At 63.4% G+C, this 26,983-nt stretch carries 24 protein-coding genes and 1 pseudogene; 21 read left to right on the forward strand and 4 right to left on the reverse strand.

All coding sequences use genetic code 11. From position 1 onward, the window contains the following. Positions 1 to 35: 35 nt before the first annotated feature. A complete protein-coding gene (gene sucD, locus JAO73_RS17020) occupies positions 36 to 917 on the reverse strand; it encodes a succinate--CoA ligase subunit alpha (RefSeq protein ID WP_198978345.1) in 882 nt (293 codons plus the stop codon). Between the two features lie 318 nt (positions 918 to 1,235). On the opposite strand from sucD, the pseudogene JAO73_RS17025 reads away from it, so the two are divergent. Together JAO73_RS17025 and JAO73_RS17030 are read left to right on the forward strand one after the other, a co-directional pair. Further along, positions 1,236 to 2,210: pseudogene (locus JAO73_RS17025) on the forward strand (PLP-dependent cysteine synthase family protein); the annotation flags it as partial. A 74-nt stretch (positions 2,211 to 2,284) separates the two neighbouring features. Continuing rightward, on the forward strand, positions 2,285 to 2,695 hold the full coding sequence (locus JAO73_RS17030) for a response regulator (protein WP_198978346.1): 411 nt from the start codon (positions 2,285 to 2,287) through the stop codon (positions 2,693 to 2,695). Positions 2,696 to 2,748: 53 nt separating this feature from the next. On the opposite strand, the gene JAO73_RS17035 is transcribed toward JAO73_RS17030, so the two are convergent. Both JAO73_RS17035 and ade read right to left on the reverse strand, forming a co-directional pair. Continuing rightward, the gene (locus JAO73_RS17035) at positions 2,749 to 3,258 is read right to left on the reverse strand and encodes a hypothetical protein (protein WP_198978347.1); all 510 of its coding nucleotides are present in this window, start codon (positions 3,256 to 3,258) and stop codon (positions 2,749 to 2,751) included. 102 nt (positions 3,259 to 3,360) lie between these two features. Next, positions 3,361 to 5,019: an adenine deaminase gene (gene ade / locus JAO73_RS17040; protein ID WP_198978348.1), complete on the reverse strand. Its 1,659-nt coding sequence runs from the start codon at positions 5,017 to 5,019 to the stop codon at positions 3,361 to 3,363. 78 nt (positions 5,020 to 5,097) lie between these two features. On the opposite strand from ade, the gene JAO73_RS17045 reads away from it, so the two are divergent. From JAO73_RS17045 to JAO73_RS17135, 19 genes are all read left to right on the forward strand, one after another. After that, on the forward strand, positions 5,098 to 5,259 hold the full coding sequence (locus JAO73_RS17045; RefSeq protein WP_190922841.1) for a hypothetical protein: 162 nt from the start codon (positions 5,098 to 5,100) through the stop codon (positions 5,257 to 5,259). 16 nt (positions 5,260 to 5,275) lie between these two features. Further along, positions 5,276 to 6,019, forward strand: a complete 744-nt coding sequence (locus tag JAO73_RS17050; RefSeq protein WP_198978349.1) for a hypothetical protein — start codon at positions 5,276 to 5,278, stop codon at positions 6,017 to 6,019. A gap of 99 nt (positions 6,020 to 6,118) precedes the next feature. Then, positions 6,119 to 6,844 (forward strand): hypothetical protein, encoded by a 726-nt coding sequence (locus JAO73_RS17055; RefSeq protein WP_198978350.1) that lies wholly within the window; start codon positions 6,119 to 6,121, stop codon positions 6,842 to 6,844. Between the two features lie 51 nt (positions 6,845 to 6,895). After that, complete coding sequence (locus JAO73_RS17060) at positions 6,896 to 7,615, forward strand: hypothetical protein (protein WP_198978351.1); 720 nt, start codon at positions 6,896 to 6,898, stop codon at positions 7,613 to 7,615. Positions 7,616 to 7,738: 123 nt separating this feature from the next. Further along, positions 7,739 to 8,143 carry a hypothetical protein gene (locus JAO73_RS17065; protein ID WP_198978352.1) on the forward strand — a complete coding sequence of 135 codons (405 nt, stop codon included), beginning with the start codon at positions 7,739 to 7,741 and terminating at the stop codon, positions 8,141 to 8,143. Between the two features lie 31 nt (positions 8,144 to 8,174). Further along, positions 8,175 to 8,867, forward strand: coding sequence for a (d)CMP kinase (gene cmk, locus JAO73_RS17070; protein ID WP_198978353.1), 693 nt, complete (start codon positions 8,175 to 8,177; stop codon positions 8,865 to 8,867). Positions 8,868 to 8,970: 103 nt separating this feature from the next. After that, entirely contained in the window at positions 8,971 to 9,852 is an 882-nt protein-coding gene (locus JAO73_RS17075) for a 4-hydroxy-3-methylbut-2-enyl diphosphate reductase (RefSeq protein ID WP_190922847.1), read from the forward strand. 264 nt (positions 9,853 to 10,116) lie between these two features. Next, positions 10,117 to 10,428: a 2TM domain-containing protein gene (locus JAO73_RS17080; protein WP_190922848.1), complete on the forward strand. Its 312-nt coding sequence runs from the start codon at positions 10,117 to 10,119 to the stop codon at positions 10,426 to 10,428. 230 nt (positions 10,429 to 10,658) lie between these two features. Continuing rightward, positions 10,659 to 11,141 (forward strand): ATP-dependent zinc protease family protein, encoded by a 483-nt coding sequence (locus JAO73_RS17085; RefSeq protein WP_198978354.1) that lies wholly within the window; start codon positions 10,659 to 10,661, stop codon positions 11,139 to 11,141. Positions 11,142 to 11,220: 79 nt separating this feature from the next. Continuing rightward, on the forward strand, positions 11,221 to 12,174 hold the full coding sequence (gene rimK, locus JAO73_RS17090) for a 30S ribosomal protein S6--L-glutamate ligase (RefSeq protein ID WP_198978355.1): 954 nt from the start codon (positions 11,221 to 11,223) through the stop codon (positions 12,172 to 12,174). Between the two features lie 88 nt (positions 12,175 to 12,262). After that, positions 12,263 to 13,222, forward strand: a complete 960-nt coding sequence (locus JAO73_RS17095) for a succinylglutamate desuccinylase/aspartoacylase family protein (protein ID WP_190922851.1) — start codon at positions 12,263 to 12,265, stop codon at positions 13,220 to 13,222. Between the two features lie 87 nt (positions 13,223 to 13,309). After that, on the forward strand, positions 13,310 to 13,999 hold the full coding sequence (locus JAO73_RS17100) for an OmpH/Skp family outer membrane protein (protein ID WP_198978356.1): 690 nt from the start codon (positions 13,310 to 13,312) through the stop codon (positions 13,997 to 13,999). Positions 14,000 to 14,269: 270 nt separating this feature from the next. Further along, on the forward strand, positions 14,270 to 16,639 hold the full coding sequence (locus tag JAO73_RS17105; protein WP_233169260.1) for a TonB-dependent receptor: 2,370 nt from the start codon (positions 14,270 to 14,272) through the stop codon (positions 16,637 to 16,639). A gap of 116 nt (positions 16,640 to 16,755) precedes the next feature. Continuing rightward, positions 16,756 to 17,754, forward strand: coding sequence for a DUF4249 domain-containing protein (locus JAO73_RS17110; RefSeq protein WP_198978357.1), 999 nt, complete (start codon positions 16,756 to 16,758; stop codon positions 17,752 to 17,754). Between the two features lie 87 nt (positions 17,755 to 17,841). Then, a complete protein-coding gene (locus tag JAO73_RS17115; RefSeq protein WP_198978358.1) occupies positions 17,842 to 18,132 on the forward strand; it encodes a hypothetical protein in 291 nt (96 codons plus the stop codon). Between the two features lie 118 nt (positions 18,133 to 18,250). After that, complete coding sequence (locus JAO73_RS17120) at positions 18,251 to 19,447, forward strand: MFS transporter (protein WP_198978359.1); 1,197 nt, start codon at positions 18,251 to 18,253, stop codon at positions 19,445 to 19,447. A 46-nt stretch (positions 19,448 to 19,493) separates the two neighbouring features. Then, positions 19,494 to 20,093, forward strand: a complete 600-nt coding sequence (locus JAO73_RS17125) for a hypothetical protein (protein WP_198978360.1) — start codon at positions 19,494 to 19,496, stop codon at positions 20,091 to 20,093. Between the two features lie 22 nt (positions 20,094 to 20,115). After that, positions 20,116 to 20,490: a cupin domain-containing protein gene (locus JAO73_RS17130; protein WP_198978361.1), complete on the forward strand. Its 375-nt coding sequence runs from the start codon at positions 20,116 to 20,118 to the stop codon at positions 20,488 to 20,490. 166 nt (positions 20,491 to 20,656) lie between these two features. Continuing rightward, positions 20,657 to 21,784: a porin gene (locus JAO73_RS17135; protein WP_198978362.1), complete on the forward strand. Its 1,128-nt coding sequence runs from the start codon at positions 20,657 to 20,659 to the stop codon at positions 21,782 to 21,784. A 197-nt stretch (positions 21,785 to 21,981) separates the two neighbouring features. Here the strand turns inward: JAO73_RS17135 and JAO73_RS17140 are convergent, their stop codons facing one another. Next, complete coding sequence (locus JAO73_RS17140) at positions 21,982 to 26,883, reverse strand: DNA repair ATPase (RefSeq protein WP_198978363.1); 4,902 nt, start codon at positions 26,881 to 26,883, stop codon at positions 21,982 to 21,984. Positions 26,884 to 26,983 lie beyond the last annotated feature (100 nt).

Below are 26,983 nucleotides of genomic sequence, written 5' to 3' on the forward strand. Positions count from 1 at the left end.
TTTCAAGAACCAAATTGCTAAAGGCAGGCCGAAGCCTACTTGCCGCCCAGCACGCGCAGCATGGTATCGCCAATCTCGGCCGGCGAATCCACCACGTGGATGCCGCACTCGCGCATGATGGCCATTTTGGCAGCGGCCGTGTCGTCGGCACCGCCCACGATGGCGCCGGCGTGGCCCATGCGGCGGCCGGGAGGGGCCGTTTGGCCGGCGATGAAGCCCACCACGGGCTTCTTGTTGCCGGTTTCCTTAATCCAGCGGGCGGCTTCGGCTTCCATGCCGCCGCCGATTTCGCCAATCATCACGATGCCTTCGGTTTCGGGGTCGTTCATCAGCATTTCCACGGCTTGCTTGGTGGTGGTGCCGATGATGGGGTCGCCGCCGATGCCGATGGCCGTGGTCTGGCCCAGGCCGGCTTTGGTGAGCTGGTCCACGGCTTCGTAGGTCAGCGTGCCCGACTTGGACACGATGCCGATTTTGCCTTTCGAGAAGATGAAGCCGGGCATGATGCCCACTTTGCACTCGCCGGCGGTCATCACGCCAGGGCAGTTGGGGCCCACCATCGTCACCTCGGGGCGCTCGGAGAGGTACTGCTTCACGGCAATCATGTCCTTGGTCGGAATGCCTTCGGTGATGGTGATAATCACCTTGATGCCGGCGTCGGCGGCTTCCATGATGGCGTCGGCGGCGAAAGCCGGGGGCACGAAGATGATGCTGGTGTCGGCGCCGGCCTTCTCCACGGCCTCGGCCACGGTGTTGAACACGGGACGGCCGAGGTGCTCGGAGCCGCCTTTGCCGGGCGTCACGCCGCCCACCACGTTGGTGCCGTAGTCCATCATCTGCTGGGCGTGGAACGAACCCTCGGAGCCGGTGAAGCCCTGCACGATAACCTTGGAATTTTTATTGACCAGAACGCTCATTCGGAGGTGTTTTTGGGAAATTTGATGGTGGTGGGAGGGTGGCCCGGACGGGCAACGGTGGTGCAAAAGTAGGGCTTTTTGGGGCTAGGGCAAGGCGCTTGATGTCAATAACCAACCGCCTGTCATCCTGAGCGCAGCGAAGGACCTTTTCACGCCTGCACCGCCCGAAATGCTGCCCGCCGTTCTTCCGTGAGTAGGGCTTTCGCCGCGCTCAGTGCAACCGGCGTTGCCGCATGACGACGGAAAGAGCCCCGCCCCGCCGTCACAATCCTTACCTTTGCACCCTCATTTTAACCCATCCCCACCCACCTAGTTTCAATGTATTTCAACCACGTCATCGAGGCCGTTGGCCATACTCCGCTCGTTAAGCTCAACAAAGTCACCGACGGCATCAAGGGCACGGTGCTGGCCAAAGTGGAGTACTTCAACCCCGGCAACTCGGTGAAGGACCGCATGGCCATCCGCATGATTGAGGACGCCGAGAAGGCCGGCATCATCACGCCGGGCGGCACCATCATCGAGGGCACCAGCGGCAACACCGGCATGGGCCTGGCCCTGGCTGCCATCGCGAAAGGCTACAAAACCATCTTCGTGATGAGCGACAAGCAGAGCAAGGAAAAGCAGGACATTCTGCGCGCCGTGGGCGCCGAAGTGGTGGTGTGCCCCGTCGACGTGGCCCCCGACGACCCCCGTAGCTACTACTCCGTGGCTCGTCGCCTCAACCAGGAAACGCCCAACTCGTTCTACCCCAACCAGTACGACAACCTCTCGAACACCGCCGCCCACTACGACCACACGGGCCCCGAAATCTGGAACGGCACCGAGGGCAAAATCACGCACTGGGCCGCCGGCGTGGGCACGGGCGGCACCATCTGCGGCGTGAGCAAGTACCTGAAAGAGCAGAACCCCAACGTCTTCACGCTGGGCCTCGACACCTACGGCTCGGTGTTTAAGAAGTACAAGGAGACGGGCATCTTCGACGAAAACGAGATTTACCCCTACAAAACCGAGGGCATCGGCGAAGATATTTTGCCCAAGAATGTCAACTTTGACGTGATTGACCTGTTTCTGAAAGTAACCGACCAGGACGCTGCCCTCATGACCCGCCGGCTGGCCAAGGAAGAAGGCCTGTTTGTGGGCTGGAGCTGCGGCTCGGCGGTGCACGGCGCCCTGGAGTACGCCCGTGAACACCTCAAAGAAGAAGACACGATGGTCATTTTGCTGCCCGACCACGGCACCCGGTACCTGGGCAAGATTTACAACGACGACTGGATGCGCGCCCAGGGCTGGCTCTAACAAAGCTGGGCCATTGCCGGGGCCGTTCCTGTGCGGTATCTTCGTGGAAGCCAGAAATAACTCTATTATCCATGTCTGCTAATTTGAACCACATTGTACTCGTTGACGACAACGAAACGACCAGCTTTCTCAACAACCGCTTGTTGGGCCGCCTAGCCGTAGCCGACCACGTGAGCACTTTCTCGCGGGCCGATGAGGCCTTCGAGCAGCTGTGGGGCAGCGCCCAGGGCGGCAGCTCAACGCCTGCCCCCGACCTGGTGTTTGTGGACCTGAAAATGCCCGGCGTGTCGGGCTTCGAGTTTCTGGAGCTGTACAATGCCCTGCCCCAGCCCGTGCAGGACAAAACGGTGATGGCCGTGCTCACCACCTCCATGCACGGCGCCGACACTGCCCGCGTGGCCAAGTACCCCAACGTGGAGTACCTCACCAAGCCCCTCACTGAAGAAAAGATGCTGAAGCTGCTGGAAAAGCGCTTTCAGTAAGTATTCTACTACGCCTCATGAAAAAGCCCCGATTCCGCCCGAGTCGGGGCTTTTTAGTTACCCTTCACCTTGTCGATGAGGTCCTGAAAAATGCCCGTTTTCTTTTGCTTGAGGATGATGTAGCGCACGGAAAAGGCCGTGGGAAAGCGGTTCCAGTCGGCGGAGTTGAACTCGACGGTGGGCTTGAAATCGAAGGAAAGCACGATGCGTCCAAACGGCAGCTTGTACTCGGCCCCAATCAGGCCGTCGAAGCCCCAGAAGTTGCCGTCGTCTTTGTGGGTGCCAAAGTGCCCGCCGCCGCCCAGGTAATAGTTGAGGCTGGGCCCGAGGATGCCGAAGTGCCGTTCGGCCAGCACCGTGGCGCTGCGCTCGCGCTCGGAGAGCATGCCCAGCCCTTCGAGCGTGGTTTTGGGCAGCACCAGCTGCTGCACGGTGAGGCCGTAGCTGCCCCCACCGCTGCGCAGGCCGGCGGCGGTGCGGTATTTCTGGGCGGCGGCCGGCTGGGCCAGTGCCACCAGCAGCCAGCCGCTGGCGAGGCCGTAAATAAGGCGCGATGAATTCATGAATAAGGGCATGTGGAGTAGAGACGCATATTTGCGTCTCGTCGTTGAACAACCAGAACCGGGGACGTACATCGTTCAACGACGAGACGCAAATATGCGTCTCTACTCCACCGCGTCCACGAACGTGAACTGCTGGCCGTCGAACAGGCCTTTGTCGCTCAGCTTCAGGCTGGGAATGACCAGCAGCGCCATGAACGAGAGCGTCATGAACGGTGCGCCCAGCGGCGAGCCCAGCTCCTTGGCCAGGGCGTCGACGGCGGCATAGGCCGCGGCCACTGCCGTGCCGTCCTGGTCCGACATGAGGCCGGCCACGGGCAGCGGCACCAGGATTTCGCGGCCGTCGGCGCCCACGGCGGCCAAGCCGCCTTTGGCCCCGATGACCAGGTTTACGGCGCGGGCCAGACTGGCGTCGTCGCAGCCCACGGCGGTAATGTTGTGCGAGTCGTGGCCCACGCTGCTGGCCAGCGCGCCGTGCTGCAGCCCAAAGCCGCGAATGAACGCCACGGCCGGCGCCACGCCGGGCTGGTAGCGGTTGATGACGGCCAGCTTGAGCACGTCTTCGGCCACGTTGGGCACCACCAGGCCGTCTGCTATTGCCGCGGGCAGGTCGACGCGCGCCGTGATGAGCTGGCCGTCGAAGCACTGGATGACGCGTGCGGTGGGCTGGGCCGCTGCCGGGGCCGGCAGCTGGAAATCGGCCGCGGCCACGGGCCCGGCGTGGAAGTTGTTGACCACCGCAATGGGCGCGGCCGGCAGCCGCGACTGGCCTTTTTCGGCCACCAGTTCGCCGTTAAGGTAGGTTTGCAGCACCTCGAAATCGCGCAGGTCTTTCACCACAATGAAGTCCGCCGGGTCGCCTTCGCCCAGCAGGCCCACGGGCAGGTTGTAGTGCTTCACGGGGTTGATGCAGGCCACGCGCAGCACCTGAAACACGTCGTGCCCCAGGGCCACGGCCCGCTGCACCAGCTGGTTGATGTGGCCCAGCACGAGCGTGTCGGGGTGCTTGTCGTCGGAGCAAAACATGAGGTTGGCGTAATGCTCCGGCATGAGCTCGATGAGGGCGTCGAAGTTGCGCGCCGCCGAGCCCTCGCGGATGAGCACTTTCATGCCCACGGCCAGCTTGTCGCGGGCTTCTTCGGCCGTGAAGCACTCGTGGTCGGTGCTGATGCCGGCGCTGGCGTAGTGGGCCGCGTCGTCGGCGCGCAGGCCGGGGGCGTGGCCGTCCACGGGGCGGCCGGCGGCCTGGGCAATGGCAATTTTCTGCATCACGTCGGCGTCGCGGTGCAGCACGCCGGGCCAGTTCATCATCTCGGCCAGGTAGCCAATCTTGGGGTTTTCAAACAGCCGGGCAATGTCCTGGGCCGTGATTTCGGCCCCGGCCGTTTCAAACGGCGTGGCCGGCACGCAGCTCGGCGCCCCGAAGCAGAACTTGAACGGCGAATGGCTGGCGTTTTCGAGCATGAACTCCACGCCGGCCACGCCCAGCACGTTGCCGATTTCGTGCGGGTCCGAGACGGTGGCCACCGTGCCGTGCGTCACGGCCAGGCGCGCAAACTCGGTGGGCACCAGCAGGGAGCTTTCCACGTGCACGTGGGCGTCGACGAAGCCGGGCAGCACGTAGGGCAGGGCCGGGTCGGGCGTGGCCTCGTCGGTGGGGGAAATGGCCACGATGCGGCCGTCTTCGACCGAAACAATGGCGGGCTGAATGGAACGAGCGAAAACGTCGACGACGTTGGCGGTGAGCGAAAAAGACGGAGTCATGCGCGAGCGGGAGATAAAAGCGACGGCCGGTGGGCGGGGCCGCAAAGAACCTTAACTTTGAGATAAAATAAGTTGGCTATGAAAAAATCCTGGTCGTGGCTGGTGCTGGTGATGACGGTGCTCGTGCTGGGCGGCAGCCTGTTGAGCGGCTGCGCCCGCCGCACCTCGCAGCAGAAAAAAACCAGCTGGTACAAGCACCACAGCCGCGGCAAGAGCGTGCCGTGCCCGTGCGGGCACTAGGCGCTATTTTGCGCCCATGAGCGGACACGTACTTTCCTGGCGCCTTGGGCGGTTCTTTCTGTGCGGTGTCTTTTGCGGGGCGCTGGGCCTCTTGCACGCCCTGGCGGCCGGTGCCAAGCCCGAACCCCGGGTGTTCAGGCCGGGCCACTACCGGCTGGCCGATGGGGTTTCGCACGCCGGGAGCCTGTGCCTGGTCAGCGACAACGAGCTGCTGGTGAAGGCGGATGGTGCAGCAGAGCCGCAACGCTTTGGGGCCGTGCAGGTGCAAAATTTTGTGATTGGGGCCGATTCGTTCGCCGTGCTGCGCAAGTTCGACGTGGTGGTGAACGGCGTGCTGACGCAATACCCTTGTGCCATGGTGCGGGTGCACCAAGCCGCGGGCGGGCTGGAGCTGTATGGTCTGCAGGGCACCATGGACGTGTACAAGGCCGCGCCGAGTTCGCAGGCAATGATGCTCAGTAGCGTTGGCACCGGCATGAGCTACGGCGTAGCCGGTGTTGCCGTCGGCGCCCTGCTCCAAAAAAAGACGGGCACCTATGAAGAGAAGGTGATGACGGTGCTCCTGCTCCGCACCCCTGCCCATCCGGAGCTGCAAACGCTGCAACCTCAAACCAAAGAGGCCCACGACCTGCTGCAAGCCCTCACGGCCGACCAGCCCGAGCTCAGCAAGAAAATTCGCCGGCTGTTTCCCTCGGCCTTCACTCCTGAGAAAATGGTGGAGCTGCTGGCGCAATACACGGCGGCTAAAACCGGGAAATGACGCCGCGCCCGGGCTCGTAAGGGCCAATGGGAAGGCCGGCCATAATTCGGTCAGAACCACTATTATTGCCTGCTCATCCTTTCACGTTTGCCGGCAATTATGGCTTTTTCTACTCGTTTTCTGCGCGGGCACCGTGTGGGGGTAATGGTATTCCTGCTCAGCGGCTTCGCGTTGGCGACGCCGGCCTGGGCCCAGGGCAAGAAGAAACTGCCGCCGCTGCAGCCCGGCCGCCTGCACCTGGCCGACGGCCGCCTGCTGCCCGCCCAGTTGCGGCTGGAAGACGGCGACGTCCTCAAAGCCCTCGGGCCCGACGGCGCCGAAAAAACCTACTCGCCCGACGAGGTGAGCAGCTTCGTGATGGGCACCGACTCGTTCACGGTGTTGCGCGATTTTTACGTCACCCTCGTGCGCGACGCCGAGCACTACAGCAGCAGCTTCATGCGGGTGTGCGCGGCCAGCGCCGGGCTGGAGCTCTACGAGTTTCGGGGCACGATGGCGCGCCAGCAAGTGAACGGCGGCAATCTGGCCCTGGTGGGGGCCGGCCTGGCCCTGCACATGGCCGCCGGCAACACGGCCATTCCGGTGTACGGCGGCCGCCAGGAAACCTTTGTGATGACCACGGCCTGGCTGCTGCGCCGCGACGGCAACCCCCGCTGGCTCACACTGCCCTCCGGCGCCCGCAACCTGCGCGAGGTAATCGAACCGCTGGTGGCCGACGACCAAGTGCTGGCGGCCTCGGTGCGCTGGGGCAGCCTGCGTCGCGAAGACGTGCCCGCCCTGCTCAGCCAGTACGTGGCCCGCAAAACCGCCAAAGCCAAGTCCTGACCATTTCTCCCAAGCAAGTGCCCAACGGCCTAATCGGCCCCGCCGCAAGCCATGACCAAGACCTTTTTTGCCCTGCTGCTGGCCGGCGTCTTTGCCTCGCCGGCCGTGCAGGCCCAGAGCAATGCCTGGGGTCAGAAAAAGAACACCTACCAGTTTGGCAAGCCGGCCGCCGACGTGCCCGCCAAGCTGCCCAAGGCCTTGCCCGGCCGCATTCACCTGCGCGACGGCCGCACGGTGGACGGCCCCATTGCCTACCTCGACTACAACAAGATTGTGGCCGTGAGCCCCAGCGCCAAAACCGCCTACACGCCGCTCGAAGTGAGCAGCTTCGTGATGGAGCAGGACTCGTTTGTGGTGCTGAAGGATTTTAAAGTGGCCATAGGGGCCGACGAGCAGGAATACCGCATTGCGTTTGTGCGGGTAGGGGCGGTGGGCGCGGGCCTGGCGCTTTACCAGTTCCGGGGCACCATGAAGCGCGAAGATGCCGAGCACCACAGCCCCGTGGTGACGCCCTACGGCGTGGGCATGCGAAGCTACAAGTCTGAGGCCACCGAATATGAGATGAGCAAGGCCTGGATACTCAAGCGCGACGACAGCCCGCAGTGGCTGAGCCTGACTAAGTCGGGCAGCAACCTGCGGGCCATTGTCGAGCCGTTGATTGCCGACGACGCGCGGCTGAGCAAGGAAGTTAAATGGGGCTCCCTGACCACCGACAAGCTGCCGGCGGTGCTCAACGAATACATCGCCGACAAACGGGCCAGGCGCAACTAAGCGCCGCTGCGAAACGCCGTGCCCAATGCCCGGCTGCCGCAAACCCCAGGGCAGCGGGCGTGTTACTTTGCGAACCAGCGGGCTGAATCCGGCCGCTTTTGCCTCACGCCTCACGTCATTGCCATGCCCGAAACCAACCCCACGCCCCTCGAATCCATTGAACTGGCCGCCGAGCAGGTGCGCCAGCAGCTCAACCTGCCGGCCTTCGACGCCGAGGCCGTGGCCCACCTCGACCATTTTATCACGGCGCAGCGGGGCGTGCTGCCCGCCGCCGAGCGCGAGGGCGTGGTGATGGCGCTGGGCTGCTTTCTGGGGCAATGCCTGGTGCGGGTGTACCGCGGCGAATGGGGCACGGGCAAGGACGGCACCACCGGCGTGGGCATGGCCGGAAGATTTTTTTTCAATCCCTTCCAACTGGTCAATACGCAACTGAATGAGGGAGAAAGCGCGTCGGTGGCCGCTTTTTTTGCCTCGGTGCCGGCCCGCCTGAAAGCCCCGGCGCCGGCGCGTAAGGGTTGGATTTCGTAATCTTGCGGGGCCAATGGCCGCCCGCGTCGTTATGAAACAACTCGTTATCGCCATTGACGGCTACTCTTCCTGTGGCAAAAGCACCACCGCCAAGGCCGTGGCCCAACTGCTCCACTACGCCTACGTCGACACCGGGGCCATGTACCGCGCCGTGACGCTGTACCTGCTCGAAAACCACATTGCCTTCGACGACATGCCGGGCATTGAGGCGGCGCTGCGCAACATCCACATCAGCTTCCGCCGCAACCGCCGCACGGGCCGCAACGAGCTGTTCCTCAACGGCGCCAACCGCGAAGACGACATTCGCCAGATGCGCATCTCCAACTCGGTGAGCGAGGTATCGGTCATCCCAATGGTGCGGCACGCCATGGTGGCCCAGCAGCAGCAAATGGGCCGCAAGCGCGGCGTGGTGATGGACGGCCGCGACATCGGCACCACCGTTTTTCCGGATGCGGAGGTGAAAATCTTCATGACCGCCGAAGTGGAGCTGCGCGCCAAGCGCCGCCAGGAAGAACTAGCCGAGAAAGGCGAAATCGTGCCCTTGGACGACATCATCGAGAACCTGCGCAAGCGCGACCACCTCGACTCGACCCGCGCCGAAAGCCCCCTGCGCCGCGCCCCCGACGCCGTGCTGCTCGATACCACGCACATCACCATCACCGAGCAGGTCGATTTTGTGCTGGATAGGGTGTCGTCGGCGTTGTTCGCCGCGGGCTGGGATTAAATTCGGATTAAAGGCAAGGGCAACCTGTGTGCCTTGCCGCCCGGCTAATCCGTACCTTTGCCCCGGCGAACCCCTTGCCACCGCGCGGTGTTAAACTCCCAGCATGAAGGTCACGATTGATAAAAATTCCGGCTACTGCTTTGGCGTCGAATTCGCCATTCAAATGGCCGAAGACGAATTGGCACAGGGCCACCACCTCTACTGTCTGGGCGATATCGTGCACAACCGCATGGAGGTGGAGCGCCTGCACCAGCTGGGCCTGCGCATCATCGACCGCGAGCAGCTGGCCGAATTGCACGACACCAAAGTCCTCATCCGGGCCCACGGCGAACCGCCGGAAACCTACCAGCTGGCCCTCGAAAACAACCTAGAGCTGATTGACGCCAGCTGCCCGGTGGTGCTCAAGCTGCAAAACCGCGTGAAGCACGCCTTCGACCTGAGCCAGCGCCAAAACGGCCAGATTGTGATTTACGGCCAGCCGGGCCACGCCGAAGTGGCCGGCCTCACGGGCCAGACCGGCAACCGCGCCATCATCGTGATGAACGAGGCCGACCTGGACCAGATTGACTTCGCGCGCCCCGTCACGCTGTTCAGCCAAACCACCAAAAGCACGGCCGGCTTCTACAAGATGAAGGCCCTGATGGAGGCCCGCATCGCGGCCGCCGGCGGCCAATTGGACAGCTTCGACGCCAACGACAGCATTTGCCGGCAGGTGAGCAACCGCGAGCCCGCCCTGGCCAAGTTTGCCACCGAATACGACGTGGTGCTCTTCGTGAGCGGCCGTAAAAGCTCCAACGGCAAGGCCCTGTTTTCGGTGGTGAACGCCGTGAACCCGCGCAGCTACTTCATTGAAAACGAGACGGAGGTGAACGACGAGTGGCTGGCCGGCGCGCAGTCGGTGGGCATTTGCGGCGCCACCAGCACCCCGCTGTGGCTGATGCAGCAAGTGGCCGAGCGGGTGGAAGGCGTGGGCGAGCTGGCGTAAGCCGACGGATTTATCGCGTGCAGAACACGCGGAACGCAAAAAGCATCGAACGTCCTGCCGGGCTAAGTCCGGCAGGACGTTTTTATGTTGGGTAGTTGGGTGTAATGCCGGGCGCCCAGGCGCGATTCAGCTCGTACGCTTCGGCAGCCGCAAATGCTGCCTCAGCTACGGCCTTCGACGCTTCGGCAACGGGAAGTGGCGCGGCCCCGGGCCGAAAGGCCATCTTTGACCATCAATTCCAACCAACCCCAACCCCTCAAGCTCATGGAACCCCTGCAACGCGACCCTTACCTGTGGCAGAAAGCAAAGTCCCGGGCCAAGTTTCAATCGCACCTCTTCACCTACCTGTGGGTGAACGCCTTGCTCTGGGCCATTTGGGCCCTGACGGACCGCCATCACACCGGCGAAATTCCCTGGCCCATCTGGAGCACTGCTTTCTGGGGAGTTGGGGTGCTGCTGAGCGGCTTGGCCGCCTACGGCTACGGCGGCCTGAGCCGTGAGCAGCGCACCCAGCGCGAGTACGAGCGCCTAGCACGTGAGCGGGGCGTCGCCGACCCCCTTGATAAATACCGCTAAGCAACGGCTTAGGATACAGCCCCCAATCCTTTCTTCTGCAAAAGAGAATTGAACCCGGTCCGGCCGAGGTCGGAGGGCTTTCAGATTGATGCGAGGACGTTTCGGCCCCGGTCGGAGCGCGCTTCAATTGATTTGAAAGTCCTCCGGCCGAGGCCGGACTGCTTTCCATGCCATGGGTTTGGGCGCCGGCCCGGCCCCGATAAGCGGCGGCCGGCCCTATCTTCACCACCATGAACCGCCCTCGCCCTCCCAAGCGCTTGCTCGGCCGCCGCGAGCTCATCGACTTTCCCGCCTTTGCCCTCGGCGGCGTGGAGGCCAAGGTGGACACCGGCGCCTACACCAGCGCCATTCACTGCACCGACATCCACATCGAAACCGACGCCCAGCAGCGCCCCGTGCTGGTGGTGCGCCTGCTCGACCCCGACCACGCCGACGCCAACGGCCGTCCGCTCGCCTTCACCGATTTTGCCTTGCGCGACATCCGCTCTTCCAACGGCGAGGTGCAGGAGCGCTACGTCATTCGGGCCACGGTGCAGCTGTACGGCGAAGAATTTGACGCCGAGTTTTCGCTTTCCGACCGTTCCGACATGAAGTATCCGGTGCTGCTGGGCCGCAGCCTGTTGCGGCAGGGCCGCTTCGTGGTCGACGTGGCCAAGCGCAACCTTTCCTACAAAGCCCTGGCCCATGCGGCCGCGCGCCGCGCCCGTCCCTGAGTAGTTTTGCGGGCCGAATGCGCCGCGTTTTTGTTGTGCCATTTCCCTTCCATTCCTTCCGCCTTCTCTCCACTCCACGATGAAACTGGCCATTCTCTCGCGTGAGCCCAATTCTTATTCCACCAAGCGGCTGGTGGAGGCCGCGGCCGCCCAGGGCCACGAAGCCGTGGTCATCGACCACCTGCAGTGCAACATTGTGCTCGAAAAGGGCACCCCCGGCATCATTTACCAGGGCGAGCGGCTTGCCGGCTTCGACGCCATCATTCCGCGCATCGGGGCCTCGGTCACGTTCTACGGCACGGCCGTGGTGCGCCAGTTTGAGATGATGAAGGTGCGCACCGCCATCGACAGCCAGGCCATTGTGCGCTCGCGCGATAAGCTGCGCTCGATGCAGATACTGAGCCGCGCCGGCGTGGGCATGCCCAAAACGGCCTTCACCAACTTCTCCGAAGACGTGCCCACGATGATAGAGCAGGTGGGCGGCGCCCCGGTCATCATCAAGCTCCTGGAAGGCACCCAGGGCCTGGGCGTGGTGCTGGCCGAGTCGGCCAAAGCCGCGCAGTCGGTGATTGAGGCGTTTCACAACCTCAAGGCCCGCATCATTGTGCAGGAATTCATTGCCGAAAGCAAGGGCGCCGACCTGCGCGCTTTCGTGGTCGACGGCGAAGTGGTGGGCGCCATGAAGCGGCAGGGCAAGGAGGGCGAGTTTCGCTCCAACCTGCACCGCGGCGGCAGCGGCACCCTCGTCAAGCTCACGCGCGCCGAAAAGGCGGCGGCGCTGCTGGCCACCAAGGCCCTGGGCCTGGGCATTGCCGGCGTCGACATGCTGCAGAGCAAGCGCGGCCCGCTGGTGCTCGAAGTCAACTCCTCGCCGGGCCTGGAAGGCATCGAAAAGGCCACCAAGCAGGACATTGCCGGCCGCATTATCGACTACACCACCGCGCTGGCCAGCAAGAAAAAAGCCAAGCCCAAAGCAAAAAAAGGCGCCAGCCAGGCCGTAGATGCGCAGTCGGACGTGCCCAGCGGGAAGTAGGCGGCTTGGGAGTAAAACGTCATGCAGCGCGCCGCGAAGCATGACGTTCGTTTTTGTTCAGCTAGCCGCCTGACAGTTCTTTACGCTTATGCCCGCGCCCGCCACCTCCTTTCACCTCAACGGCCTCACCATTCACCCCGGCGAGCAGGTGCTCACGCGCCTGGTCATTTCGCGGCTGCCATCGGGCACGGTGATTGACGTGCCGGTGCACGTGTTTCGGGCCGTGGAGCCCGGGCCCACGCTGCTGCTCATGGCCGGCATGCACGGCGACGAGGTGAACGGCATCGAGACCATTCGGCGGCTGGTGCGGCGCGAGCTGTTGCAGCCGCTGCGGGGCAGCATCATCGCCATCCCCATCCTCAACATCTACGGGTTTCTGAATTTCAGCCGCGACGTGCCCGACGGCAAGGACGTGAACCGCTCGTTCCCGGGGTTTCCGCGCGGGTCCTTGGCCGGGCGCGTGGCGCACCGCTTCATGCGCGAAATCATGCCCCTGATTGATTACGGCATCGATTTTCATACGGGCGGCGCGGCGCGGGCCAACTACCCGCAGGTGCGCGGCCTGCTCGGCGTCGACCCCGAGGTGGACGCGCTGGCGGCCGCGTTTGCGGCGCCGTTTACGTTGCACGCGGCCCTGCGGGCGGGCTCGCTGCGCGAGGCGGCGCACGGGCTGGGCAAGCGCGTTATCGTTTACGAAACTGGCGAGAGCCTGCGGCTCGACGAACCCGGCATTGAGGAAGCCTTGGCCGGCACGCTGCGCGTGATGCACCACCTGGGCATCGGGCCCGAAGCCCCGGCCCCGGCCCGGCCCGGCATTGTGTGCCGGCGGCACACGTGGCTGCGGGCCCGCTTTGCCGGCCTGTTCCGGTCGCACGTCGAGAATGGCCAGTTCGTGGAGAAAGGCCAGATTTACGGCTCCGTGGCCGACCCCTACGGCCAGCAGTCGGTGCGGCTGGAGTCGCCGCTCAGCGGCTACGTCATCGGGCTGAATCACATGCCGGTGGTGAACCAGGGCGACGCCCTGCTGCACATTGCCGTGCCGGAGTAGGGGAGGCACTGCGTGGACGACAGCCGATTCCTCCGCTAAGCCCAGCCTTCCGCCTTACTTTTGTTTTTTCCTCACCTGTGCATTTCAATGAAAAACCCGATTCAGCTCACCATTAACATCGTGCTGGCCCTGGCCGTGGCCGGTTTGTATTTCCTGCATTTCAACCAAAAGCCGGTGGCCCCGGCCGTTGCCACCGATAAGTCGACGGCCGTATTGGCCTCGCCGGAACTGAACACCGCCGACACCACGGCCGCTGCCGCCGAACCCGCAGCTACCGCGACTGCTGATGCCCCGGCGCCCGCCGCTGCTGCCAGCAACGACGGCAAAATCGTGTACGTGGAGTCGGGCAAGATGCTGGACGGCTACCAGGGCATGAAGGACGCCCGTCGCGCGTTTGAAGCCAAAGCCCGCGGCTGGGAAAACCAGAATCAGAAGCTGATTGCCAACTTCCGCTCGGCCGTGGAGGCTTACCAGAAACAGGCGCCCACCCTCACCGCCGAGCAGCGCGCCGCCACCGAGCAGAAGCTGCAGGCCCAGCAGCAGGAGTCGGGCCAGGCCCAGCAGCGCATCCAGGCCCAGGCCCAGGAAGAAGAAGCCAAGCTGACCCAAACCGTGCTCGAAAGCGTGAACAAGAAGGTGCAGGCCTACGGCAAGTCGCACGGCTACAAGCTCATCCTGATTGCGGCCCCCAGCGGCACCATCGCCTACGGCCAGAAAGACCTCGACATCACCGAGCCGGTGCTGGCCTACCTGAACTCGGAATACCGCAAGAAGTAGGCGGTAGCAGCTGCATCGCCAGCGAAGTTTCAGCACGTCATGCGGAGCGCAGCCGAAGCATCTCGCGTGGGGTAGTAATTCAATCGACAGGATTAGTGACTCCACGCGAGATGCTTCGGCAGCGCTCCGCATGACGTTCTTTTTTTGTTGTTTTTTCGAATGCCGGAGGCAACCCCACGCGCCCAAACCCGCTCTCCAATAAATCCCGGGGCTTGCCGTTGAGGCTCTCACCAGGATATTGCCCCTGGTTCCTTCCACCTTTCCTTCTGCATGAAGTCACTTTTCCGCATGGCCGTGCTGACCAGCACGGCGCTGCTGGGGGCCGCTACCGCCCACGCGCAGCAAGCCAACCGCTTCACCATCAGTGGGTACGTGCGCGACGGCGCCACCGGCGAGAGCCTGCCCGGCGTGGCCGTGGTGCACCCCGCCACCGGCCAGGGCACCACCACCAACACGTTCGGCTTCTATTCGCTCACGCTGGCGGCCTCTCCCGATTCGGTGCGGCTGCTGGTGTCGGCGCTGGGCTACGAGCGGCTGCGGCTGGCCCAAAAAGCCGACCGCAGCTTCACCCACGATTTCCGGCTGAAGCCGTCGTCGGCGGAGCTGGCGGGCGTGGAAGTGGTGGGCAGCAAGGAGGAAAAAGTGGCCGAAAGCACGCGCATGGGCACCATCAACGTGCCGGTGGCCCAGATTAAGCTGCTGCCCGCCCTGTTTGGCGAAACCGACGTGCTGAAGGTGCTGCAGCTGCTGCCCGGCGTGCAGGCGGGCGGCGAGGGCAGCAGCGGCCTCTACGTGCGCGGCGGCTCGCCCGACCAGAACCTGATGCTGCTTGACGGCACGCCCATCTACAACGCCTCGCACCTGTTCGGCTTCTTTTCGGTGTTCAACGCCGACGCCATTAAGAACGTGGAGCTGATAAAGGGTGGGTTTCCGGCGCGCTACGGCGGGCGGCTGTCGTCGGTGGTCGACATCACGATGAAGGAGGGCAACATGGAGAAGCTGCACGGCGAGGGCGCCATCGGGCTCATTGCCTCGCGCTTCACGCTGGAAGGGCCCATCAAGAAGGACACGGCCTCTTTCATTTTCTCGGCCCGTCGCACCTACATCGACATCTTGGCCCGGCCGCTCATCATGGCGCAGGGCGACGGGCTGGTGGCTGGCTACTATTTCTACGACCTCAACGGCAAGCTGAACTGGAAGCTGGGCGCCCGCGACCGCCTCTACTTGAGCGGCTACATGGGCTACGACGAGTTTTACGCCAACGACGAGAGCAAGCGCGACAACGGCGACTACTACAAGCAGAAAAGCGCCCTGGGCTGGGGCAACCGCATTGCCGCCCTGCGCTGGAACCACGTGGTGAACGACCGGCTGTTCATGAACAGCCACCTCACCTTCACGCGCTACCAGTTCGACGTGGGCTCGACGCAGGAAGACCGGTACACCAACGGCACCGGCCAAACGCGCACCGACAAGTTTAGCCTGAACTACCTGTCCAACATTCAGGACGTGAGCGCAAAGGTCGATTTCGACTACGTGCCCAACCCCAACCACTACATCCGGTTTGGCGGGCAGTACATCCGGCACCAGTTCCGGCCCGGCGCCCTGCAGAGCGAGGGCAGCACCGACCCGGCCGAGAACCAGGCCACCGGCCGCCGCATCGGTGCCGACGAAGCCAGCCTCTACGCCGAAGACGACGTGAAGCTAACCGACCGGCTGAAGGTGAACGTGGGCCTGCGCCTGAACTCGTTTGTGGTGGAGAAGAAGCTTTACCCCAGCGTGGAGCCGCGTCTGGCCGCCCGCTTCCTGCTCACCGAAGACTGGGCCCTGAAAGGCGCCTACGCCCGCACCACGCAGTACGTGCACCTGCTCACCAACAGCGGCATCGGCCTGCCGACGGACCTGTGGGTGCCCGCCACGGCCAAAACCCAGCCCCAGAAGGCGCAGCAGTTCAGCCTGGGCGCGGCCCGCAACCTGCGCTTCAAGGGCGAAGACTTTGAGCTGAGCTTCGAGACCTACTACAAGCCCATGCAGAACCTGATTGAGTTCCGCGAGGGCGCCGATTTTGTGGGCACCACCGACGATAACTACGAGGCCAAAATCACCAGCGGCCAGGGCTGGGCGTATGGCGGCGAGGTGTTTTTGCAGAAGAAAACCGGCAAAACCACCGGCTGGGTGGGCTACACCCTGGCCTGGAGCAACCGCCGTTTCGCGGAGCTGAACCAAGGGCTGACTTACCCCTACAAGTACGACCGGCGGCACGATTTCAAGCTGGTGGTCATCCACGAGTTCAGCCCCACGCTCACGCTGTCGGGCACGTTCGTGTACGGCACGGGGCAGGCCGTCACGCTTTCGCAGGGCCGTTATTCGCTGGGCCCCAACACGGGCCCCACGTTTGAGGATTACGGCACCCGCAACAGCTACCGCATGGCCGCCTACCACCGCCTCGACCTCGACCTGAGCCACACCAAGAAAAAGCGCTGGGGCGAGGTGGTGAACAGCTTCAGCGTGTACAATGCCTACAACCGCAAAAACCCCTATTTCATCTACCTGGGCCGCGGGCAAGGCAGCGATAAGCTGAGCTACCGCCAGGTGTCGCTGTTTCCCATTTTGCCGTCGTTTAGCAAGACGTTCCGGTTTTAACCTCGCTAACAGAACGTCATGCCGAGCGCCGCGAGGCATCTCGCGTGCAAGAGTGATTACTACCCCACGCGAGATGCTTCGCTGCGCTCGGCATGCCATTCTGAAAGTTTAGCACAATGAAACACCTTTCCTTCCCCGTCCTGCTACTCCTGGCGGCGGCCCTCGACGGCTGCGAAACCACCGTGGACCTGCCCGAACCACCGCACACGCCGCGCGTGGCCCTGGCCTTCACCCTGAGCCCCAACCCCCAGGACTCTTCTTTTGCGGCGCTGTACCGGGGCCGGCAGCTCTACATCAGCAACAGCCAGAGCGCCTTCGACACCCGCCAGCTAGAGGGACGCACCGATGCCACCGTGGACCTGCGCGACGCTGCCGGCCAGGTGGTGGAGCGCTACCGCCCCCGGCCCTCGGGCACCGACCCGCAGTCGGGCTTTTTTCTGGGACCGCCCGGCTACTACAAGCCGGTGCTGGGCTTCCGGCCGCAGGTGGGCCAGGCCTACACGCTGCGCGCCACCCTGCCGGGCTTCGAAACGGCCGAAAGCACCCTCACGCTGCCTGCGGCGCCGGTGGTGGAAAGCGGCGCCTACACGCCGCGCACCACGGCCGGCCCCAACTCTGGAGAGTACACGGGGCGCCTGAGTGTGGTGCTGCGCGACGACCCCGCTACCCCCAATTACTACTTGGCTTTTGCGCGGCTGCTCGATAAGCAGGGCAACGCCGGCAATTGGTCGGCAGTCGATGTAGACTATGATAGTCAGGGCAACACCGCCGGCAGCATCGGGCAGTTTCAGCTCTCGAGCCCGCAGCAGGAGTACAGCGTGTACCCCTTTGCCGACACCGACGTGAACGGCCAGCGCATTGTGCTGGCCTCGGACGTGCGCTTCTATACCCCGTGCTTTCCATTTACCCCGCGCTGCCCGGAGCCGGGCTTCATCGAGGTGTACGTGAGCAGCATCACGGCCGATACTTACAACTTCTACCTCTCGCGCCGTCGCTACTACGACAGCGACGGCAACCCCTTTGCCGAGCCCGCTCCGCTGGCTTCCAACGTGCGCAACGGCTACGGCATCTTCGGCGGGGCCACCGAAGTCACTTTCCGCATACCGCTGCCCTAAAGCGCCGTTAAACCCGGCGCAGGTATTGTGGTCGAAGGTGCGTAAATTGAGTTTCAACTCCAACCATGCGCCCCGGCGCAATGCCTTATGCGACCCAAATCCCTGTTTCTCGCTTTCGGCCTGTTCTTGCTGCTACTGAGCAGCCGCGCGGCCAGTGCCCAGGTTTCCGTCACCATCGGCGGCGGGTACTATCCCCCGCCGCGCGCCTATTATGCCCCGCCGCGTTATTACTACCCGCCCCGTCCGGCGGTGGTGTATGCCGTGCCGCCGGCCCCGGTTTACTACGCCCCGCGTCCCGTGTACGTGGCGCCGCGCCCGGTGTACGTAGCGCCACGGCCCTATTACTACCGTGGCCGCGGATATGGCCGCCGCTGGTAGTGTAGTTGCCGTTGCACAAGGCCCCGCCCAATACGGCGGGGCTTTTTGTTGGCGGCCAGTGGGGGCGCGGCGCTGTGCGTAAGTTTAGCGCCGTGTTCCCACCCACGCATTTCTTGAGTTGAAAACGACGCCTCCGCCGGCTGGCCGGGTGCTGCCGCTGGTGGTGGCCGCGCAGTTTGCCTGCACTTCGCTCTGGTTTGCCGGCAATGCCGTGCTGCCGGGCCTGCTGCGCGACGCTCACCTCGCCGGCACGGCGCTGAGCACGGTGGTGTCGGCGGTGCAGTTTGGGTTCATTGTGGGCACGCTGGTGTTCTCGTTGCTGGCCCTGGCCGACCGGATGTCGCCCGCGCGGCTGTTTTTGCTGTGCGCCATCGCCGGCAGCCTGTTCAATGCCGGCCTGCTGCTGCCCGGCCAGACCACGGCGTCGGTGTTGGCGCTGCGCTTTGCGGTAGGGTTTTTCCTGGCCGGAATCTACCCGGTGGGCATGAAAATCGCCGCCGATTATTTTGAAGGCGGCTTGGGTAAGGCCCTCGGCTACCTGGTGGGCGCGCTGGTGCTGGGCACGGCATTCCCGCACCTGCTGCGGCTACTGGCGGCGCAGGGGGCCTGGCGCGGCGTGGTGCTGGCCACTTCCGGCTTGGCTTTGGCCGGCGGCCTGCTGCTGTGGTGGCGCGTGCCTGATGGGCCTTTTCGCCGCGCCGGCAGCCGGCTGGAGCCCGCGGCCGTTTGGCGGGTCTTTCGCGTCCGGCCGTTTCGAGCAGCGGCGCTGGGCTACTTCGGTCACATGTGGGAACTGTACACGTTCTGGGCGTTTGTGCCGCTGTGGCTGTGGTCGTACCAGGTGCGTCACCACGAGGCAGGGGCGTTGGGGCCGGGGTGGTCCTTCGCTGTCATTGCGCTGGGGGCGCCGGGCTGCGTGGCGGGCGGCTATCTGGCCCGGCGCTGGGGCAGCCGCCGCACGGCTCGGGCGGCCTTGGCCATTTCGGGGGCCTGCTGCCTGCTGAGTCCGCTGCAGTTGCTGTTGCCGCTGCCGGCTTTTGGCGTGGTGATGGGAATTTGGGGCATGGCCGTCGCGGCCGATTCGCCGCAGTTTTCGACCCTGGTGGCCCAGAACGCTCCGGCAGCAATCAAGGGCACGGCCCTTACCCTGGTAACCTGCCTGGGCTTCGCCCTGACGATTGTAAGCTTGCAGTGCTTTGCCGTCGTGCTCCATAAAGTTGAGGCGGACTTCTGGTTTTGGCTGCTGGCGCCGGGGCCGCTGCTGGGCTTGTGGGCCACGCGCCGGAAGTGTGCGGATGCGCCTGATTTTGCTTAATCTTGCTTTCCCGAGCCAGCTGGTTGGCCCGAGCAATTTGTTATTCATGAACCGTACTCCTTTGTTGTTGGGCGCCCTATTGCTGGCCGCCGGCTGCAACCAGACGGCCCCCGTTACCTCGGCTCCCGTAGCCGCTGCGCCCGAAACGGCGGCCCCGCCCGCCGCCGCCGCCCGGGCCGACTCGGCCACTGCTAGCGCCGCCGCCCCGCCCGCCGATGGCGTAGCGGCCCCGCCCGCTGCCGCGCCCAAGCTGGCCGAAGCCGAAACGATGAAGGCCTCCTTCCGCTTCAAGCCCAGCCCCGACCCCGACGACCCCGCGCACCCACGCACCAGCGCCCACCTCGTGCTGCAGGGCCGCCAGTCCCTCGACATCGACCTGGGCAAATTTGTGGGCAAGCCCGACGTGGTGGACGCCGCCAAGGCCAAGGCTGCCAACTTCCCCAGCGGCATGCTGCTGGGTTTCCGTAGCTACTCGGCCGCCACCGGCATCAGCCAGGACCTGGCCGTGCTGACCGTGGATGGCCACCGCCTGCGCGTGGTGCAGCGCAAAGTGGACGAAACGGCCCCCGAACCCGGCACCTTCGAAACCTCCCGCGAAGTTCCGCTGCCCGCCAATACCCGGGTGGTGGCCACTGCGCAGAAGTGAATAATATGTAGTACGTTAGGGCATGAATACTTCCTCCCTGCTCGGCCCGATGAAGGGCGCCACGCGCCGCGAAGTCGGCGGCGTGCAAGTTGACGTGGTGCCCACCGGCAACGCCCGCGTGAAACGCATTGTGTATCCGGCGGGCTTCCGCTGGTCTCAACGCCTAAAGGACATTGTGGGCACGCCGCTGTGCATGCACGCGCACGTGGGCTTCCTGGCCAGCGGCCAGATTAGCATTCAGTACGCCGACGGAGCCGTGGAAGAGTTTGTGGCACCGCAGGCCGTAGCCATCGCGCCCGGCCACGACGGCTGGGTGGTGGGCGACGAGCCGGCCATTCTCATCGAATTTGATTTCGAAGGTGAAACGGTGGAGCGCATGGGGCTGCGCCGGGGCTAACCCCAAGCTGCGCGTGGGCCCGGCGAACATATGCAGGTAGCGCTGCCTCGCCGTTCGCAGGCTCAGCTGTAATGAATCTATCGGCTCACCGATTAAACAGGCCGCGCTGCACAAGGTAGCGCGGCTTATTTTTTGCCCCGTGGCTGCCTTGTAGCGGCCGTATTCTATGAGAAACGCTTTATTGTCTGTTCTGGCGTCTTTTGCCACTACCGTGGCCGTGGCCCAGACTCCGCCTGCCACAGGTCCCGGCCTGGCGGTAGCGCCCACCGCAACTCTGGCAGAGCCCGCCCCCAGCCCGCTGACCACCTACGGCTTTGTAGATGCCTATTACGGCTACGACCTCAAGTACGCCAACGGCAATGAGCGGCAGTTTTTTCTGTACTCGCACAACCGCCAAAACGAGTTTGCCATCAACCAGGCGCTGCTTGGGGTGCGCTACGACGACGGCAAGGTGCGCGGTGCGCTGGGCCTACACGCCGGCACCTACGTGAGTGCCAACTACGCCAACGAGGACGTGGTGCTGCGGCACGTGTACGAAGCCTACGCCGGCTTTCGGCCCTTTGCCAGTGCATGGCTGGATGCGGGCATCTTCGGCTCGCACATTGGGTTCGAGTCGGCCATCTCGAAGGATAACTGGACGCTGACGCGCTCCATCATGGCCGAGAATTCGCCTTATTATGAGTCCGGTGTGCGCTTCAGCTACGAATTCAGCCCCAAGCTCATCCTGACCGGCGTAGTGCTGAACGGCTGGCAGAACATCCGCGAAACCAACCAGGCCAAAGCTCTCGGCACCCAGCTGCAGTGGAAACCCTCGGCGAAGGTGTTGGTCAACAGCAGCACGTTTTATGGCAACGAGCAGCCCGACGGCGCGACCGTGGCCCGTCGCTATTTCCACAACTTCTACGTAACCTACGCCCCGGCCGAGCGGCTGAACCTGGCGCTGGTGTTCGACGTGGGCAAGCAGCAAAGCGCTAGGCCCGGCTACGATACCTGGCATTCGGGGGCCGCTTTCGTGAAGTACCGGCTGGCCGAAAAACTTTCGGGCACGCTGCGTGGCGAGTACTACTACGCCGAGCGCGGCGTGCTCATTCAAAGCATCAAGCCGGAAGCCACCGATGCCGATTTTCGAGTGGCCGGGGGCTCGCTCAATCTCGACTACGCGCCCGCTCCCAACGTGGTGCTACGGGCAGAAGGGCGCTACCTGAACGGCGTAAACGGCCTGTTTGCCCGCCCCGACAATCCGAGTAACCAAAGCTACAGCAACCTGACCACCAGCCTGGCCATTTCATTCTAAAAAAGGGCGAAGAAGGGTAGGGGAACCAACCTATTGCGCCTTTGCCATCGAACGACTGGTAGCCTAGCAAAACTGCGCTGAACCAGCGGCCAGCATGCGGGCCTCTCCGGCTGCTCCTTGTTGGTTAGCCAGCCTTGCTAGGTGTGCCCGTTTTGCCAGTATGACCTCAACTGGTTTCATGTGTTGACTCGCTTGTGCTATCCTTTTTCCAGTACCTGCCGAATTCCGCCCAGCCCGCCGGCAATATTCTCCAGCTGCGTGAGCACGCTTTGCAGCTGCCCGCCGCTGCTGGTGCGCAGGTTGCGCACAAAGGTGGCTTTGATTTGCTGCCAACGCTCCGCTTCCGAATCCTGCAGCCAGCCCAGCAGCTCGCGGAGCTTGAGCAGGTTGGCTTCGGTGCCGCTGGTGAGGGTCTGCGCCTCGTTGTCGTAGTGGGTGGCCAGCAGGGCGCGCACTTCCTCGTCGTTCATCACGGGGCGCACTGTTGAGGCCAGCTTGGCCATGTTGCGGTAGGAGCCCTGCAGCTTAAAAGGTGGCTCGGTGCGGTACTCGTTGGCCTGGGCGGCCGAGCGGATGTACTCTTCGTTCACGCGGGCCACCACGTCGCGGATGCGTAGCAGCTTTTGCAGCACGGCCACGTATTCGTTGATTTCCTCGGGCGAGTGGTTGGCTTCGAAGGCGAGGCCGGCGCTGTCGCCGGTTTCGGCCAGCTTGATGAGCGGGTACACGTCGGCCTGGCTTTTGGCGGCGAGGCGGCTGAGGACGGGGTTGGCCACGAGGGCGTTTTCGAGGTAGCTGAGTAGGAAGGTGGCCGCCGTGTCGCCGATGATGTCGCCGAGGTTGTAGATGTCGGCGCGGTTGGCCAGCATGTCGGGAATGCGGAACTGCTCGCCCGATTCGGTGTAGGGGTTGCCGGCCATCACCACGGCCACCTTGCGCCCGCGAAAGTCGTAGGTGCGGGCGCGGCCTTGGTACACGCCCTCAATCTTGCGCTGGGCGTCGCACAGGGAGATGAATTTCTGCAGAAACTCAGGGTTGCAGTGCTGAATGTCATCAAGATAAATCATCACGTTGTCGCCCATCTCGAAGGCCAGGTTCAGCTTCAGCAGTTCCTCGCGGGCGCCAGAGTTGGGCGCCTGGGCGGGGTCCACGCTGGTCACGGCGTGGCCAATGGCGGGGCCGTTGATTTTCATGAAAATCAGCCCCAGGCGGTTGGCCACGTACTCCATGAGCGTGGTTTTGCCGTAGCCGGGCGGCGACACCAGCAGCAACAGGCCCATGAGGTCGGTGCGCTTGTCGGCCCCCGCCGTACCGATTTGCTTGGCTAGGTTGGCCCCAATGAGCGGCAGGTATACCTCGTCAATCAGCTTGTTGCGCACGAAAGAGGACAGAACCCGGGGCCGAAACTCCGCCAGCCGCAATTCCTCGGCGAAGCGAGCCGCCAGTTCTTTTTTCAGCGTCGCGAAAGCCTCAAACAGTGGCACCACCGTGGTGGCGTAGTGGTGCAGGCGCCGCCGAAATTCCGGAAAATACAGCTGATAGTTCCGCTCGTGAATGCGGGCGTGCGAGCCTTGCAGGCCCGTCAGCGTCTCGCGCAAGGGCGTGCGAACGATGCGGGCGGCGTCGAACGAAGTGAGCAGCAACACCGCGCACTCATCGCGAAATTCAGACAAATGGCCTGCGGGCAACTGGTGTAAAAACGACTGCAGCCATTGCCGCACCAGTTGAAACTGCGCCGCCGGCTGGTCGGCCAGCAGCGCCACCGAAGCCTCGTATTGCTCCGTAGCATTCCGCTCCTTCAGCGACTGCCGAAACAGCTGATGCAATTCCGCCGCCTCGGCCGCAATGACGAAGGTTTCGCCGCGGGTTAACTCAAAGAATAAATAGTCGCCTGCTTCCGCCAGGTGCGCCGCCGAAAACAAGCCCGTGCCCGTTGCAAACTCCTCGATGGCCAGCTGCAACTCGCCTTTCAGATTCTCGAACTCCCGCGAGTCGGGAAACACCTGCAGCAGCACGCCGATGCCTTGCAGCTGGTGTTGCCAGGCGGCCTTTTTCTTGCGCCCCGTGAAGCCGTGCCAGTAGAGCGCCGCCGCGGCCCGGGTCTGGGTGGAGTAGCGCAGCAAATCGGCGGTGCGGGTGAGGCGCACCAGGGCTTCGAGCAGCAGGGCCGCGTCGTGGTCGTGCACGCCTTTGAGGTAGCCTTCGGCGTAGCGCGGGGCCATAAACTGCTGCATGTGGGCGGTCAGCTCGGCCACGGTGAGGTGCGACAGCTCGGCCAACGAGAGCACCGCGGGCAGGCCATCCTGGGCGGGCGCAGGGTGCTGGGCCGCTTGCAACAGCAGCCAAGCCAGGTACTCGGCGCGGTACACGTCGGCGTTTTCCGACACCACGGTTTGGTCCCACACAGCGCGGGCGGCCAGCACGGCGGGGTCGGTTATTTTCTGAAAGAAGTTGGTGCCGGTGAGGTGGTAGTGCAGGTCGCCGTCGCGCAGCACGGCCGTCAGCTCCAGCGGCTGGGTGTTCACGGTGAAGGTGTAGGGACCGAATTTCAGGGCCTGGCCCCCATCAGTGAACAACTCGGCGCGGTCCTTGAGCTGGCGCACGGCATCTTCCTTCACCGTTTTGAGGCGGCTCTGGATGTCGTCGGCCTTCACGGGGTCGCCGAGGGTGAGGAGGTCCTGCACGGTCTGGCGCACCTTTTCCACCATCATGTCGGAGGCGAAATACCCGTTGATGTCGGCCACGGTTTCAAAGCGCCCGAGCCGGTTTTGCACCGCTTTCAGGATGCGCTCCGCCGATTGCAGCAGGGCCGAGGCGCGCTGGTTGCGGGCCTCCACCAGGCTCACCTTGCGCGACTCAAACGCCTCCGATACTTCCTCGCGCTTACCCGCCAGCTGGCTTATGAACTGGTCGAAGTCCGGGAATTTGCCTTCCAGCTCTTCGAGCTGCACCATGAGCTTGGTGCTGTATTCGTCGCACTTGGCGGGCGCGTCGCACAGGTCGAGGTAATTCACCAACGCCTGGTCGAGCAGCTTGATTTGAGCCGTAAATTCAGCCTGCGCTTCGGTGCCGGCCAGCGCCTGTCGGCGCCGCTTCAGCGCCGCCCGAATCTGGTTGAAGCTGGCGTAAATGGTCGAGATGTTGTCGATGATGCGCGTGGTCTGCGTGGGGTCTTCCATCGGCAGGTTGCTCACCACTTCAATCAGCAGTTCCAGCTCGCCCGATACCGCACTGGCCTGCTTTTCCTGCTCGTTGGCCTCGGCCACTTTCTGCACTTGTTCGATGGCCTCGGCGATGGCCTGCACGCGCACGGTGTAGGGCTTCAGCGCGTCATCTTTCAGCAGGAATTCCACCGTTTGGCCGGCTACGTCCTTGCTGGTTTGCTCCAGCTCAGAGGCGGCTTTTTCCACGGTGGGCAGCTCCACGTAGCGCAGTTCTTTGAGGGAAATCACTTCACCGCGCACGCCGCGCAGTTCCGCCAGCAGCTGCACGTATTCGTTCACATCCGTGGCCGTGGTGCGCTTGATGCGGCCGGTTAGCTCGTCGGCTTTGGCCAGCACGCGCTGGGTTTCGGCCCCCGTGCTTTTGCGGATGCTCAGCACCTTGTCGAACTCTTCCACGGCCGCGTTGGCGGCCTGCTGAATGTTGCGCAACGGCTCGGCCAGCGCCTGGGCGGCCGGCTCGCGCAGCCAGTGATACGTGTCGGTGAGCGTGCCCGTGAGGCGAATTAAATCCAGGTAGAGGCCGGCGTAGCTGTCGTCTTTGCCCAGCAGCGTCAGCACTTCCTGCGCTTCGGCCATGGCGCGCACTATCTCCTTGTTGCCCAGCTTGTAGAGGTAGGAGCCGGAAGTGACGGGCAGCTCAAAATCGGGCGCGACATAGGGCGTCTGCCAAATCTGCACCGCGTGGTGCTTCTTGGGGTCGTCGTCTTTGCGGAAGTAGCACAGCTCGCCGTTTTCAAACAGCGCGTAGCCGTGGCAGCTGATGGGGTTGTCGACCCGCTGCGCGATGATGTTGTAGGAAAGCAGCAGGTAGACGCCGTTGTCCTTGTTGTAAAAAACGTACAGAAAATCCTCCCCGTTTGGCGACACAATTCGCTTCTCAAACAGCATGTCGCGCAACCCTTTTTCAAACAGCTTGCCCTCGCCGGTTTGCAGGTAGAAACCGTGCGGAAAAATCAGGCCCTGGTTGTCCGGCAATAACACGCAAGCCTCGGCCAGCGCATCCAGTCGCTGGGCAGTTTGCAGCTTGGAATTATACAGTAAATACCGGTAATCCTGCTCCTGATACGGCCGGATTTTCAGCAGAATAATGTTGCCAACTACCGCGTAATAAATCTCCGAATCATCCAGCGTCTGGTCTTTGTCAAGCACCGGTTCGGCGTAGATGCCGCGCCCGGTAGTTGTGTTGTTTTCCACCTTGATGGTGAGGTCGCCGTGGATGGTTTCAACAAAAACCTTGTCCTCGATGCTAATGTGCGGGTGTTTGCCCGAGCGCTGCATGTCGCGCGTGGTGCGTTTCCAGGCAAATTCGTGCTGTGGTGGAAACACGTATTCGTGGTCGCTGCGGTTGTCGATGTACGTGAGCGCATCGCCCTGCAGTAGCCACTTAAACGTCTTGATGTCGTTGGCGCTTTTGCCCACCCGAAACACCATAAACAAATGACTGCCGAGCACCGCGAATTTGACAAATTGCGTGTTCTTGTAGTAGCGGTATAAATTCCGAAATTCCTCCGCGAATTGGGCGTTGGAAATTAAGTCTAACGGGAGCGGGGTAAACTCATGATTGGCGTAGGAATAGGCCCCGAAAACATCGGATAATTCCACCTCCGTTTTCAGCCCGATAACGACGTTGAAACCGAAGAGAAAACGGTGGCCCACCGGCACCATGTCCCACGGCACGCAATTGTGCTCCGTGCTGATGCGGCCCGTTCCAATCAGCTTGGTGTCGATGGCCCCGAAAACGGTCTTGCGCTCGGCGTTCAGCTTGTCGATGCGCGTCTTCAATTCGGCCCCGCTTTTTTGGAGGCGGTTGCGTAGGATTTCGTAGGTGCCGCCTTCTAATTTGACGTCCGGCGAGGGCGCGGTAGTTGGTTCCATAGCAGGGGTGCCAGGGCAATGCGGGAAGTTGTGGGGACGGGCCAGAAAGAATGGCCTAAAAACGTGTCACGCTGAGCGCAGCCAACGCATCTCTACCGCG

The organism is Hymenobacter miniatus (assembly GCF_016427455.1).
In the GTDB taxonomy this organism is placed as follows: domain Bacteria; phylum Bacteroidota; class Bacteroidia; order Cytophagales; family Hymenobacteraceae; genus Hymenobacter; species Hymenobacter armeniacus.